This window comes from Halobellus captivus, from assembly GCF_007655485.1.
GTDB lineage: Archaea > Halobacteriota > Halobacteria > Halobacteriales > Haloferacaceae > Haloquadratum > Haloquadratum captivum.
Genome location: NZ_VJXQ01000001.1, coordinates 73,420 through 86,559, shown reverse-complemented (window position 1 = coordinate 86,559; position 13,140 = coordinate 73,420). Strand labels below are relative to the sequence as shown.

The 13,140-nt window shown below is 64.6% G+C and carries 12 protein-coding genes; 5 read left to right on the top strand and 7 right to left on the bottom strand.

The features are described 5' to 3' along the window. Nucleotides 1-52 precede the first annotated feature (52 nt). Entirely contained in the window at nt 53-475 is a 423-nt protein-coding gene (locus FJT57_RS00365) for a DUF3054 domain-containing protein (RefSeq protein ID WP_144900835.1), read from the top strand. 32 nt (nt 476-507) lie between these two features. On the opposite strand, the gene FJT57_RS00360 is transcribed toward FJT57_RS00365, so the two are convergent. Continuing rightward, nucleotides 508-1,833, bottom strand: a complete 1,326-nt coding sequence (locus FJT57_RS00360; protein WP_203229101.1) for an MFS transporter — start codon at nt 1,831-1,833, stop codon at nt 508-510. A 252-nt stretch (nt 1,834-2,085) separates the two neighbouring features. Here FJT57_RS00360 and FJT57_RS00355 point away from each other — a divergent pair, with 252 nt between their 5' ends. Both FJT57_RS00355 and FJT57_RS00350 read left to right on the top strand, forming a co-directional pair. Beyond that, on the top strand, nt 2,086-2,313 hold the full coding sequence (locus tag FJT57_RS00355) for a hypothetical protein (protein ID WP_144900833.1): 228 nt from the start codon (nt 2,086-2,088) through the stop codon (nt 2,311-2,313). 202 nt (nt 2,314-2,515) lie between these two features. After that, nucleotides 2,516-3,514, top strand: coding sequence for an ornithine cyclodeaminase family protein (locus tag FJT57_RS00350; RefSeq protein WP_144900832.1), 999 nt, complete (start codon nt 2,516-2,518; stop codon nt 3,512-3,514). A 102-nt stretch (nt 3,515-3,616) separates the two neighbouring features. On the opposite strand, the gene FJT57_RS00345 is transcribed toward FJT57_RS00350, so the two are convergent. The 5 genes from FJT57_RS00345 to rqcH all read right to left on the bottom strand — a co-directional run bounded on the left by FJT57_RS00345 (nt 3,617) and on the right by rqcH (nt 9,340). Beyond that, the gene (locus FJT57_RS00345) at nt 3,617-4,684 is read right to left on the bottom strand and encodes an mRNA surveillance protein pelota (RefSeq protein ID WP_144900831.1); all 1,068 of its coding nucleotides are present in this window, start codon (nt 4,682-4,684) and stop codon (nt 3,617-3,619) included. 236 nt (nt 4,685-4,920) lie between these two features. Next, complete coding sequence (locus FJT57_RS16800) at nt 4,921-5,286, bottom strand: ArsR family transcriptional regulator (protein WP_144900830.1); 366 nt, start codon at nt 5,284-5,286, stop codon at nt 4,921-4,923. A 137-nt stretch (nt 5,287-5,423) separates the two neighbouring features. Then, nucleotides 5,424-6,116: a DUF4013 domain-containing protein gene (locus FJT57_RS00335; RefSeq protein ID WP_144900829.1), complete on the bottom strand. Its 693-nt coding sequence runs from the start codon at nt 6,114-6,116 to the stop codon at nt 5,424-5,426. A gap of 145 nt (nt 6,117-6,261) precedes the next feature. Beyond that, a complete protein-coding gene (locus tag FJT57_RS00330; protein ID WP_144900828.1) occupies nt 6,262-6,981 on the bottom strand; it encodes a DUF4013 domain-containing protein in 720 nt (239 codons plus the stop codon). Between the two features lie 238 nt (nt 6,982-7,219). Continuing rightward, a complete protein-coding gene (gene rqcH, locus FJT57_RS00325) occupies nt 7,220-9,340 on the bottom strand; it encodes a ribosome rescue protein RqcH (RefSeq protein ID WP_144900827.1) in 2,121 nt (706 codons plus the stop codon). Nucleotides 9,341-9,553: 213 nt separating this feature from the next. Between rqcH and FJT57_RS00320 the strand changes: the two genes are divergently transcribed. Both FJT57_RS00320 and FJT57_RS00315 read left to right on the top strand, forming a co-directional pair. After that, nucleotides 9,554-10,129: a beta/alpha barrel domain-containing protein gene (locus FJT57_RS00320; RefSeq protein ID WP_144900826.1), complete on the top strand. Its 576-nt coding sequence runs from the start codon at nt 9,554-9,556 to the stop codon at nt 10,127-10,129. Further along, on the top strand, nt 10,130-11,026 hold the full coding sequence (locus FJT57_RS00315) for an RNA methyltransferase (RefSeq protein ID WP_144900825.1): 897 nt from the start codon (nt 10,130-10,132) through the stop codon (nt 11,024-11,026). A gap of 42 nt (nt 11,027-11,068) precedes the next feature. Here FJT57_RS00315 and FJT57_RS00310 read toward each other — a convergent pair whose 3' ends face one another. Next, the gene (locus tag FJT57_RS00310) at nt 11,069-13,102 is read right to left on the bottom strand and encodes a methyl-accepting chemotaxis protein (RefSeq protein WP_144900824.1); all 2,034 of its coding nucleotides are present in this window, start codon (nt 13,100-13,102) and stop codon (nt 11,069-11,071) included. Between the last annotated feature and the right edge of the window lie 38 nt (nt 13,103-13,140).

Sequence of the window (13,140 nt, the reverse complement as noted above, 5' to 3'; positions counted from 1 at the left end):
AGCGCGGACGAGAATCCGAGAAAGCCTTTAGGGTGCGTCCGAATTCCCGTGTATGTCAACTACGGAGGAGTCGTTCCTCGCCCGACGCATCGACGCGAGCGCCGCGCCGCTCGCCCTCGTCGACGTGCTGGCGCTCGCCGCCGTGTTCACTGTCGGCGTCATCAATCACAACGGCGTCGAGTACCTCTCGACTCAACCGATCGGCTGGCTCTCGACGCTCGTCCCGTTCCTCGTCGGTTGGGCCATCGTCGCGCCGCTCATCGGCGCGTACTCCGCCGGTGCGGCCGAATCGGCGAAGGCCGCCATCCCGCTCGCCATCCGTGCGTGGATCCCGGCCGCGGTCATCGGATTCGTGCTCCGCGCGTCGCCCTTCTTTTCGGGGGGATTCCAGCTCTCCTTCGGCGTCGTGATGCTCCTCACCGGAGGGGTCGCGCTGGTCGCGGGGCGCTGGCTGTTCTTCAAGATATTCGGGTGACGTGAACGACCGTCAGAACCGCGAACGACTTCTCAGACCGCGGTACGTCGACGGCGGCGCAGCAGATAGAGACCGACGCCCGAACCGACGGCCCCGAACACTGCGAGCGTCGCGAACAGCACCGTCGGCGTCGAGTAGGTCAGGATCCCACCCGCGATCGCGCCGCCGAGCGCGCCGACGCCGAACACCCCGAGATACGTGAAGCCGTAGGAGAGCCCGCGCGTCCCGGGTGGCGAGTACTCCGCGACAGTGGCCTGATAGAGCGGTTGGACCAAGAAGAGCGCACAGCCGAGGACCGCGCCCACGACGAGGAGCGGAGCCAGCCCGGCGTTCGCCGCCGGAAGGAAGACGACTGCGAGCACCGCCAACAGCCCGAACCCGCCGACGAGTCCCGCTTCGACCGGTATCCGATCGCTGAGTTTTCCGCCGATGTACTGTCCGAGCACCCCGACGATCAACAGCCCCGAGTAGAAGTACCGCTCGGGGTTGATCGCGCGCGTCGATTCCGGTTGGACGCCGAGGGCGTCGGTCACCACGGGGGGAAACACTGACGTGAGCGGGATCGGCTCGAACCCCGGCAGCGATTCGAGGAGGTTCGGCAGGAAGGTGAGCACTCCGCGGTAGTACAGCCCCGACGCCATCACGACGACGAAGACCAGCGCGAAGCCGCCGAGGAACAGCCGTCTCGACTCGGTGAGAAACTCCGAGAACGAGGCGATTTCGGTTGCCCCCCTGTCGTCGCTCACGGACCCGTCCGTCCCGCCGCCGCTACCGTCTCCGCCGTCTCGAACCGCTGCGGTGTCGACGGCGGCAGTCTCGTCGAATTCCGCGCGCATCGCGTACGCGCCAGCGACGAGCGCGGGCGCTGCGAGCAACAGAGCGACGACCGTCCAGTCGACGAACAGGAGCAAGATCGCGGTCACGAGCGGCCCGAGTCCGATGCCAATGTTCCCGGCGATCCCGTGGTAGGCGAATCCCGTGCCGCGCGCCGTGACACCTTTCGAGAGCAACGTGAGTCCCGCCGGGTGGTAGACGCTCGCGGCGACGCCCCACAGGACCAGGGCGAACCCGACGACCAGCAGGTTCGGCGAGAGGCCGAGGAGGACGAACGATCCGGCCATCCCGAACAGACAGAGGGTGATGAGACGGCCGGAGCCGATCCGGTCGACGAGCACGCCGCCGGGGAGCGCGCCGACGCCGAACAGGCCGTACCCCACGGTTACGATCAGACCTAACGTCGCCTGCGTGACGGGGAGTTCAGTGAAACCGAGTGAGATCACGTCGAACTCGACGAGCCATATCGAGACGAAGATCGGGATCGACAGCTCGTAGGTGTGGACCATCCCGTGAGCCAGCATCACCAACGCGACGATCGACCGATCGTTCGAGTTCACGTTCGAATATCCGCGAGCGAATAGTTCAACGCTGCGATCTCAGGAGTTCCGCCCGCACACATCATTCATCATTATTTGCCAATTTTCCGTGCGAGATAACCTCTCTCTTGAAAATCGCGTATAAGTTATGAGAATTCACAGAGATGGCGACAGGACATATTTCAGTCATTGATGAAAAACAATTATATGGCCAACGCCCATAGTATGTAGTATATTATGACTGGATATTACGACTACGTTCTCGGCCTGATCCCGCTGACCCTTTTCGGCCTCACTGGCGGTCTCGTTCAGACGAGCCTCACGCTCACGCAGGCCGTTCCGATCGCCGCAGCCGTCGCAGCCGCCATCGTCGGCCACGCCCTGTTCGTTCGCGCGCCGGTGAGTTCCTCCGCCTCGGAACCGATGGAGACGAACGGGCGGATACAGTTGCAGAACGCGGACTAAGCGACTCAGTCGCAGAACGGATTCAGCGAGAGAACGCGGACGACGACATTCGGCTGTAGAACGCGGACGACGTTTTCTCATCGCGCTTCCGGCACGGCCGTCACCGCGCCCCGAGAACTCAACGCACGGTCAATCGAACCGCAGCCACGTTTCCGGCCGGGGTTCCCGCACGTTCTTACCGTTGGCCGCCGAATCCGCGGGTATGACCCAAACGCTGTTTCTGCGGAGTGCCGACGTCGACGGCCTCGCGACGCCGGGGGAGTTCGTCGACGCCGTCCGCGAGGCGTACCGCCAGCGGGGCGAGGGCGCACCGGCCGAACCGCGAACGAAACTCACGAACGCGGACCCGCCGGGGTTCCTGACGACGTACGCGGCCGTTCTCCCGGAGACGGGGACGATGGGCGGGTATATGTACTCCGCGGGCTTCGGCGCGGAGGACGCCTGGTTCACCACGCCGCTTTTCGACGCCGAGTCGGGCGAGCCGCTCGCGATGCTCGACGGCGCGAGTATGAACCCGTTCAAAACGGGTGCGACCGGGGCAGTCGCGGCCGATGCACTGGCGAGAGCGGACGCCGCGTCGGCCGCCATCATCGGCAGCGGCCCGCAGGCCCGCGGACAGTTGCGCGCGCTGGCGACAGTCCGAGACCTCGAAACGGTGTGGGTGTACTCGCCGACCAAGGAACACCGCGAGTCGTTCGCGGGCGAGATGGACCGCAGTCTCGACGGAAGCGTGGCGGCCGTCGCGTCCGCCGCCGCCGCGATTGAAGGCGCAGACATCGTCGTGACCGCGACCAGCGCGGGCGAGCCGGTGTTCGACGGCGACGCGCTCGAACCCGGAACGCACGTCACCGCGATGGGCCAGTACAGCCCCGGGAAGCGCGAACTCGACGCGACGACGATCGAACGAGCCACGTACGTTCCGGATCTCCGAGAACGGGCGCTGCAGGACGCCGGATCGTTTCTCCACGCGCTGGAGGCGGGCGTCGTCGACGAGGATCACATCCACGGCGAACTGGGCGACGTCGTCGCGGGCACGGTCCCCGGTCGACAGTCCGACGACGAGATCACCGTCTTCGACAGCGGCGGCACGGGAATCGAGACGGTCGCCGGAGCGACCCTGCTCTACGAGAAAGCCCGCGAGGAGGGGCTGGGCCAGACGATCGATTTCGCGCCCGGCAGCGAGGCGCTGACCGGCGAGTAAGAGAGCCGACCCGGAATTCATCGAGACCGACCCTAAGCTCACCGAGACCGAGCCGGAGCTGTTTGGGGAAGCCGGTCCGGTACTACTGAAACCGGTCCGACACTATTGGAGCCGGTACCGAAGTAAGGCCGCGATCCCGCCGAGGTTACGCAGTTGTTGCCCCGGGTCGAACTCCCCGGAGAACACCGTCACCTCGCCGCCCTGCCGTTCGACGGTCTGGATGACCTCGTTGACGTCGAGGTCCCAGTCGCCGTCGCCCTGCCGCTCCTGCCGGAGTCGGTCGTCGACGACGAGCAGCGTTTCGACCGCGCCGAACTCGGCGGCTTCGGCGACCTCGTCGATGCCGTAGGAGACTTTCTCGCCCGTGGCGATACCCTCCATCAGGTCGTCCAGCAGTTCGGCCTCCCGCGAGATTCGCGTCTGGGTCTGGACCTCGTCGACGGCACCGCGCTTCAGTACCTCGTGGACGCCGCGGTCGCCGACACTCGCGGTGTCGACGACGGTGAGCAGGTCCGCGACTTCCGGGTGGTTCTCCGCGATGTAGTCGCGGGCGTCCTGCTTGGTGAATCCCGGCCCCGCGAGGATGATCGCGTCGACGTCCATCCGCGCGAGCGCCTTCCCCAACTCGGCGAACAGTTCAGATCGCGGCCGGGCGTACTCGCCCTTTCCGGTCGGGGCCGTGAACGAAAAGCGCTCCTCGGTGCCGTACTGCGCGACCGTGTGAATGTGCGCTTCCCCCTCTTCGACGGTCGCGATCGCGACGTCGGCGTTCTCGGCGGCCTCTTCGGCCGCCTCGATTCGCTCGATCTGATCGGGCTTGAAATGTTTCTCGACCGTGATCTCGTCGTGCTCTTCGACGTTCAGCGTGTGGTGGTGCCCGAGCTGGTCCTCTCGGGAGCAGCTGATGATCTCTCCGCCGACGCGCAGGCGGTTCGCGAAGCGCGCGAACTCGACGTCGTCGACGGCGATCGTCACGAAGAGGTGCTCGCGCTGCCCGCCCGTGTCGCGGAGGTTCTCGTCGTCGCGCTGGATCCGGCGGGTGGTGTCGCCGGAGACGCGATCCCCGGATTCGAGGACGTGCGAGAGGTGCCACAGGTCGTCGACGTTCTCGGGGACCAGCGTTATCCGCTCGCGACCCTCCTCGCCGCGACCGCGGCTCGAAATTCGCATACGTGGTGGTCAACGGGGGAGGGAGATAGGTTCTACGTTGTCCCTCCACAGTTTCCCCACGATGGGTTTCCACGAGGGTACCCTGTGATACTGAGCGGAGAGAATCAAGGCCGTGAAACGCAACGCGTCTCACCGTAGGGAGAAATTCCGCCCGATTCGTCGCCAGCGTGCCGGACTGGTTTCCGGCGAGATCCAATGTCTCGATCAGCTCACGGAATGTCAACGCAGAAGGAGAGTTAGCATTTCATTCCGTTCTTGTCGGATCGTGTCCCTTGGAGGAACGGAGGCAGTTCGTACAGATGAGAGTAGATGAGTTCGAGAAGTGGTTCGATTTCTTCCCATCGAGAACCTCTCTGTATCGTCTTCTCGGCTTCGTTCCACGTGATGTATCCGGATTCTTCGAGTTTGGGGAGGTGGGCGTGATACAGTAGCGTACGTTTCTTCTCAGTCCCGAGCGGGGTGAGGCCGATATAACTGATGGACTCTCCTCCCCCCGAGTTCACTTGTTCGTAAAGCTCGAACAGCAATCGGCGGCGGCAGGAGTGGGATAATATGTTCATTGCGCGGTCCGTCTCCTCTGCGTTGGGCTTGTGCCCCAGCATAGCCCGAGTGTTAGCCAAGATCCATAATAATCTTTGATGAACTTCCCAGGCGGCTGATACATAAGTCCGGCAACTCGGCGGCTGTTTCGCCATCGGCCGAAGCCGAATCGTTCCGAAAAGCAGTGAAGGGGGCGCGGTTAGTACGTCGTCGAACCGCCGCGTTTGTCCGCGAGTCCGTCGGCGAAACCGCGTCCGAACAGGTAGTACGTCACGACCTGCACGTAGAAGATCCCGAAGATACCGACGACGACGATGCTGAGAAGGCTGGCGATCGAGCCGAGGACGAGGGCGACGACGATAGCGAGTACCCAGGCGGTGAGGTACTCGATCGTCGTCACGCCCGCGATGATCGTCGACACGTCGAACGCCGCCGCGATGGAATCCTCGCGGGCGAAGTTCGCGAACATTCCCGGGGCGACGTAGCCGAGCAGGAGCGCGAACACGACGAACAGGAGGAATCCGACGGCACCGAATATGGCGAAGAGTCCGCCAGCACCCGATCCGGGATCGGCGGCGGGTCCACCGGCGGACAGGAGCGATCCGGCACCGAAGATCGCCGCGACGACGAACATCGCGACGAAGACGACCAGGCCCACGACGAGGTTCACGGCGAACAGTTTCAGGCCGTCAACGAGCATCTCACCCCAGTCAGTGAACTCGGGAGGTTCGGGATCGCCGTGAGACGCTCCACGGAGGACCCGGACGTAGTAGCCCTGGAGGAAGAATATCGGGATCACGAACACCGTCAGCAGGCTCAGTAAGCCGCCGATGAGGATCGTTCGAATCCAACTATCACCGTCGAGTGGGTACGAGAGGGCATCTGCAAACATCACCTCGCTCCTCTCGGTCCCAATAAGTAATTCTTTCGACTATTCTGAGGAGCAACGCGGAGATCGGAGAAAAGACACCAGAAATCGAGGTTACAGACCCGTCAGAATTGCGAAATTCGAGATCCGGAACCGCGCCGCCCGCGACTCACACTGCGGGCGATTCGCCCATCGTGTCGTCACGCTCCGCCAGATCGACATCGCGGAGTTCGCCCCACGCGTGGCCGATCAGGTAGTAGGCGGCGACCGCGGCGTAGAAGCCGAGGAACCCCCCGGCGATCATCCCGACGAAGGGAATCACGTTCAGCAACCCGGCGATGATCCCGGCCGCGAACAGGATCGCGACGCCCGACAGCCACGCCGTGGCGTACGTTCCGGACCCGAGAACCGGGCGGAGCTCGCGCAGCGAGAACGCCGCCCCAAGTCGGTCAGTCTCGGCGAAGGCCGCGATGGCTGCCGGGATGACGTACGCGGCGAGGACACTCAGCACGAAGGCGAGCAGGCCGCCGACGAGGACACCGATCATCCCGAGGCCGAGGAGGCTGCTGGACTCCGTCCCGCCGCCGACGGCGAACGAGAGGATCCCGCCGCCGATCACGACCGTAGCGACGATGGCGGGCACGAGACCGTAGACGAAGACGACGACGAACGCCTTGACGCCGTCGACGAGCATCTCACCCCACTCGTCGAACACCGGCGGGCGGTCGTCGTCGTACATCGTCCCTCTGACGACCCGGACGAGATATCCGAGGACGAGGAACGTCGGGATCACGAGGGCGCTCAGCAGGCTGAGGATGCCGCCGATGAGGACGGTGGTGACCCACTTGTCCTCGTCGTTGCGAAGGTACTGTAATGACTGTTGTATCATCGTATTCACCGAGCGGAGCCGTCGTCGTCGCAGCGACGCCGTTGCAGGCGGCGCGTCGACGCCGTGTCGGCCGTATTCGCTCAGGGTTTCTACTACGCCCTCCTCGGAGATAAAGATAGACCGTGACCGGGTACGACCGTCGTACTGTACTCCGCGTCCTCTCACGTACCGAGACGCTCCGATCGCGTGGCTCGGTTTCGGGAGAACGGGGATACTCCTCCGTTTCGGTCGAGAAGCGCTACTCCTCGACCAGTTCGCTCCCGCCCGGCGGGAGGAACTCCTGGATCTTGTCCGGCGTCGCGATCTTGCGGAGGAACTTTTGGTCCTCGAACCGCCCTCGGAACTCCCGATACAGCATCTTCGCGGCGTCGTTCTGCGCGTAGCGCCCCGGTCGCACCGTGATCGACGTGGCGACGCGGTCCTCGATCGCGGAGGGCGGTCCACCGATGACCCGCGTCTCGCCCTCGCACTGTATCCCGATGGCGACCTCGGCGGCGACGTCCCTGAAGTACGTTCGATCACCGCGGATGACGAACGATCCCTTCTCGATGTACTCGCCGGACTCGGGCGTCTTCGACACCTGATCCGGCGTGACCATATACGCCTCTCCGGCGTAGCGCCCCTGCTTCCAGATCGACGAGTACGAGACGGCGAACTGCGCGGCCTCCTCCTTCGTCGAGTCGGGGAACTCGACGGCCTCCGACGGCTCCGATGGTCCGGTCGCCTTGACGATCGTCACCGGCCCGCCGTGGGCCTGCGTGTGGAAGAACAGATCGTGTTTGTTCAGGTACTTCGTGACGATCTCCTCGTTCTGATCGGCGTTGCGCCCGCCGATGACGAGGAACCCGTCCGACGTGTGGAACCACCGGAACCGCTCGTACCACTCCTCGGAACTCCGGATCGGAATCGACTCCATCGAGAGCCAGTCGCGATCCTCGAACTCCTCGTCGCCGTCAGGTCCGTCATCCCCGTCGCCCTCGTCCTCGGCCTCCCACTCGTCGCGCCGCGTTTTCACCGCCTCCAACTCGTTGCGGGTGTTTTCGATCGCGGTGAGCGCGCCCTCCTTCTTCTCTTCGATCCGCTTGGCCTCGGTGTACAGCCGATCGGCGTTCTTCTCGACGCCGGTGTCGACCACGACTTCCACTCGCGTGCCGTCGAGTTCGATCGTGACGGTGCCCTCCGCGCCGTCGACGTCGACGACGGCCTCGGCCGCGGGAATCCCCCGCTCAGCACCCGCTTCGAGCGTCTCTCGAATCTCGTCCCACGGGACGCTGGCCTCGCGCGTCTCGCGGACGGTCGAGAGCACCTCGTCGACGAGGTCGTAGTTCGCATACAGCAGTTCCGCGCGTCTGCGTTCTGTCTCGGCCCGCTGCTCGAAGCCCTCGATCGCCCCTTCCTGCTGGTCGATGATCCGCTTTTTCTTCTCGATCTCCTCCTCGAAGTCCGGGCGGGAACTGCCCGCGTCCTCGACATCGTCGCCGTCGTCGAACCGCACGCGGAAGAAGTACTCGTCGAGCGCGTCGTTGAACGTCTCGCACGCCTCGCTATCGAGCCCCCGCCGGTCGTGCTCTTCGAGCGGGAACGGCGTCGCGTCGACCACGTCCCCGTCGTCGTCGGTGTAGACGCGGGGGTCGAAGTCGCCCGAGCGGAGTCGCGTTCGCAACTCCTCGATCGCGCCGTGAAGGGCGCGGTACTCGTCGTCTCCGGCCTCCTCGATCGATGTCGTCTTCTCGACGCCCGCGCGGGTGCAGATCTCCTCCGCGTAGAGCCCCCCGAGGTTCAACTGCGTCGCGAGCGTCCGCACGACGTCGGTGTCGGAGTCGTCCATATTTCGGGCGAGCGCCTCGTAGCTCACCGTGAGGGGGTTCAATCGGGAGGAGGGGAACTCGTACTGTGCGCCGGGGGCGACCGTTCTGGACTTCAGTCGAACGGTTTCGAGGCTCTGGACGACTTCGCCCGCCTCGTCGAGCACGGCCACGTTGCCCTGGCCGAACAGTTCGACGACGATTTTGGTGTTCTCGTCGCCACGGGCGAACTCGAAGATGAGGATGCGGTCGAACTCGAACTGCTCGACGCCGACGAAGTCCGCGCCCGAAAGCCGATTGCGGAGCATCATCGCGAAGTTCGGCGGTCGACCGGGCGCGTCGGGGACGCGCTCGGGGTCGACGAGGTGGGCCCGCTTGACGTCGCCGACTTCGAGGAACAGTTCCATCCGGCCGCGGTCGAAATCGCGCATCCGGAAGCGGAGCATATCGTCGCCGTAGAGGTAGGCCTTGTCGACTTTCGCCCCCTCGTACCGGTTCAGTTCGGTGACGAGGGCGGCCAGGTCGACGCTCGTGAGCTCCCGCTTCGGGTCCATACCCCTCCGTTCTCGCGGGGGAAGGAAAAGCCGCACGTTCCGGCTGTCCATTCCGACCTACCTCGCGGAGGCTTTCAAACCGGTCCCCGTCACGATCCAACTCACTCACGCCGCGGGCGAAACGGACCGAGATCTGCTCTGGGAAGGACCGAATCACACTCTCTCCCATCCGAGACACGCTCTTTTTATTCGCTGGGCCGCTACCGCTCGGTAATGGCTAAAGTCAGCATCGGTCTCCGCGGCTGGCGATTCGACGAGGAGGAGGTGTTCACCGAAGAGGGGGAGTTCCGACCGCTCGATTCGGTGCCCGACGACACCCGAAAGCGACTCATCCGCCTGACGTATCTGCAGGAGAAACCCTGCGACGCGTGTTATCTGATTCACGGCGAAGCCGAGAAGCGCCGCTGCAATCAGGCCGAGATCGTCTACGGGGAGCCGATGGAGGAGGTGCTCCTCTGTTCGGACCACGAGGCCGACTTCCTCTATTGGTTCCGCGAAGAGGACGGGAAAGACGCCGTCGGGACCGAGACGTTCCGCGATTCGTTCCACGAGTGGTTCCTCGCGGACAACCGCGCACCGGACGGCTACGGCGGACTGGAGCACGTCGACACCGACCCCGCCACGCTGCCGACGCCGCCGGACCCGGCGGAGTTGAACCGTCGGCTCAACGAGAACTACGAGGGCGAACGCAAGCGGATCAACCTCAAGACCGGCGAGATCACGACCGCCGACGACGAGGAATCCTCGCTCGGCGACGTCGACCTCGGTCGCGAGTACCCCACGAAGTAGATGTCCGACGTCGATGCAGCCACTGCCGACCGTCGCTCCGATACCGCCGACCGCGATTCCGACTCGGCCGAGCAGCCATCTGATCGGCTATCGGAACCCGCCGACAACACGGTTCGAAGTCGAAAGCCGATCGTCGTCGTCGTCGAACCGGAGACGCCCGGAAACGTCGGCACGATCGCCCGCGCGATGAAGAACTTCGGGCTCTCGGAGTTGAAGCTCGTCGACCCGCCGGAGCTCTCCAGAGACGGCGAGGCGTACGGGTTCGCCGGGCACGCTCGCGAGGACGTACTGCCGAACGCGGAGGAGGTGACGTTCGAGGAAGTAGTCGAGAATTACCACACGATCGGGACCACGGCGATCACCAACGAAGACAGCAGAAAGCACGTCCGCTTCCCGTTCAAGACGCCCGTCGAGGTTCGGGAATCGCTGGAAACCGTCGACACGCGAACGGCGCTGGTGTTCGGTCGGGAGGGAACCGGCCTCGACAACGGGGAGCTCGAACGGCTCGACGAGGTGTGTTCGATCCCCGCCAGCGGCGAGTATCCCGTGTTGAACCTCGGACAGGCCGCGACGATCCTGTTCTACGAACTCCGGTCGCTGACCGTCGACGAGACGCAGTTGCCCGACGTCGAGCGCGAGCGCGCCTCCGAGGCCGAAATCGATCGCTTCTACGACTTCTTCGAGACGTTCCACCGCTCGATCGAGAGCCGGGAACACAAACGCGAGAAGACGTCGACGATGATACGCCGACTCCTCGGTCGCGCCCATCCCACTGAACGCGAGATCGCAACGCTCACCGGGATCTTCAGGCGCACGAACGAGTTGCTGGGGGATCGAACCTTCGGCGATCACGTTGACGAAGAGTCGCGAAAAACCGCCCGCAACGAGCGGACCTAATCGATTGCCGTTTGAGGTATCTTCGAGGCGGCTGACGCTCGATTACTCGGATTCGATTCCCTTCGACCAATCGAACTGGCTGTCGTCCGGTTCAGGTGGATCTCCGCTCGACTCGTCTGATCGGCCGCCGTCGCCCAACGCCGTCGACGAGTGCGACGTCCCGTCGAAATTCGACGATTCGATCCCGTTCGAGAGTCCACTCGAATGTGACCCTCGCGGTTCCGTTCCTCCCTCTCGCGTCAGCTCCGCGTCGACGTCGAATTTGCCGACGAGCGATTGCAGCCGTTCGGCCTGTTCGGTCAGCGACTGCACGTTCGAGCTCACCTGGGTGAGCGAGGCGGCCTGCTCCTCGGCGGCCGCGGACACGCTCTGCGCTTCGCCCGCGGTCGACTGGCTGATTTCGGCGACGGCCTCGACCCGCGAGACGGCCTGTTCGGCGCTGACGGCTTGATCGTCGGTCGCCTCGCTGATCTCCTGGATTCCGCTGTCGGTCTCGTCGGCGTTCGCCGCGACCCGCGTGAACGCTTCGAGAACGTCCTGGACGGCCTCGACGCCCTCCTGTACGTGTCCCTCGGCTGTTTTCGCTTCCTCGACCGTCGTTTTCGTTTTGGTCTGCGTCTCGTCGATGAGCTGTTCGATGTCGTTCGCCGACTGTTGTGTCTCCTCTGCCAACTGCTTTATCTCGTCGGCGACGACAGCGAATCCATCGCCGTTGACGCCGCCACCGGCCGCCCCAACGCGTGCGGCCTCGATGTTCGCGTTCAGCGCGAGCAGGTTGGTCTGGTCGGCCACGTCGCTGATGAGTTCGACGATCTCGCCGATCTCGTCCATCCGCTCGTCGAGCCGTTCGACGTGCTCGACCGTCGAATCGATCGCCGCCTGTCCGCCCCGCGCGTCCTCGATCGCCTGCTCGGCGGTCTGCTCGCCCTCCGCGGCGATCCGCGCGGTCTCGTGAGACGTCTGGGCGACCGTCTCGGCCGACGAGGCGACTTCCTCGATGGCCGCCGAGAGGTCGGTCATCTTCCCGGACACCTCTTCGAGCATCTCTCGCTGTTGGTCGGTGCCCCCGGAGATCTCCTGGATCGCCTCGCTGACCTCGGCGCTCGCCTGCTTGACCTCTCCGGCACCGGCGCTCGCCTCCTCGCTGGCGTCCGTCACCTCGCGTGCGAACGCCTGGATCTCACGCATCGCCGTTTCCAACTCGTCCATCATCCCGTTGTACGCTTCGGCGATCTGGGTCATCGCCTCGCTCTCGCTGTCGGCGTCCAACCGGACGCTCAGTTGGCCGTCGGCCGCTCGATCCATCGCGTTGCTGTAGCGGTCCGCCTCCGATTCGAGGTGCTCGTTCAACCGGGCGACCTCGCGGCGTTGCCGCTCGGCGTCGGCCTTCGCCTCCTCGACTGCCTCGGTCTCTGCGAGCTGTTGTCGGGTCTCCTCCCGGGAACGTTCGATCGAGTACCAGTTCGTCATCAGCGCGACGGCGAGCGCGAGAACGAACGCCGCGTGAATTCCCGCCCAAACGAACGGATTGTTCGCGCCCGCGGCGTGGTTGTACACCTCCGCGGGGTTCACCATCCCGAACACGCCGTGTTGGATCGCGACGTAGACGATGCCGACGAGGAACGGCAGCCAGTCCTCGTACACGGCGACGACGCCCATCACGACAAAGAAGTGGAAGTGAGCCTCGATGTAGCCGCCCGAGAAGTACACTAAAATCGCGGAGCCGGTCGCCAATCCAACCGTCGCGAGCGTCCCGCGCGTTCGACGGCCGAGTCGCGGCCAACTCGCGAGCAGTGCGAGCGCCGTGAGCACGCCCGTCCGAAGCAGGATCTGTGAGAGTTCGCGTCCGGGAATCGTCGCGCCGGTGAAGGCGTTCGTCCCCTCGTACATCCCCAATGCGAACAATAGCGGGATGTGCGCCGCCAGCAGAAAGACGATGTTTCGATGTCGCCGCCTCCACGTTTCCTCCGGTATCGAATGCCCCGATGGCGTGTATCTGATGACGTTTCGAACCGTCTCCCGGATCGAGTCACCGATACCCGAGACTCCCCCGTCCGCGCTCGTAGCCCCAGCCATACCGTTCCCGGGGTAACGGCGGCTAAAACAGTTTGGTG

Bases quoted from the DNA above. Each gene is read 5' to 3' on its own strand.
- FJT57_RS00365 (WP_144900835.1), top strand. From the start codon at position 53: ATGTCAACTACGGAGGAGTCGTTCCTCGCCCGACGCATCGACGCGAGC.
- FJT57_RS00360 (WP_203229101.1), bottom strand. From the start codon at position 1,833: ATGCTGGCTCACGGGATGGTCCACACCTACGAGCTGTCGATCCCGATC.
- FJT57_RS00355 (WP_144900833.1), top strand. From the start codon at position 2,086: ATGACTGGATATTACGACTACGTTCTCGGCCTGATCCCGCTGACCCTT.
- FJT57_RS00350 (WP_144900832.1), top strand. From the start codon at position 2,516: ATGACCCAAACGCTGTTTCTGCGGAGTGCCGACGTCGACGGCCTCGCG.
- FJT57_RS00345 (WP_144900831.1), bottom strand. From the start codon at position 4,684: ATGCGAATTTCGAGCCGCGGTCGCGGCGAGGAGGGTCGCGAGCGGATA.
- FJT57_RS16800 (WP_144900830.1), bottom strand. From the start codon at position 5,286: ATGCTGGGGCACAAGCCCAACGCAGAGGAGACGGACCGCGCAATGAAC.
- FJT57_RS00335 (WP_144900829.1), bottom strand. From the start codon at position 6,116: ATGTTTGCAGATGCCCTCTCGTACCCACTCGACGGTGATAGTTGGATT.
- FJT57_RS00330 (WP_144900828.1), bottom strand. From the start codon at position 6,981: ATGATACAACAGTCATTACAGTACCTTCGCAACGACGAGGACAAGTGG.
- rqcH (WP_144900827.1), bottom strand. From the start codon at position 9,340: ATGGACCCGAAGCGGGAGCTCACGAGCGTCGACCTGGCCGCCCTCGTC.
- FJT57_RS00320 (WP_144900826.1), top strand. From the start codon at position 9,554: ATGGCTAAAGTCAGCATCGGTCTCCGCGGCTGGCGATTCGACGAGGAG.
- FJT57_RS00315 (WP_144900825.1), top strand. From the start codon at position 10,130: ATGTCCGACGTCGATGCAGCCACTGCCGACCGTCGCTCCGATACCGCC.
- FJT57_RS00310 (WP_144900824.1), bottom strand. From the start codon at position 13,102: ATGGCTGGGGCTACGAGCGCGGACGGGGGAGTCTCGGGTATCGGTGAC.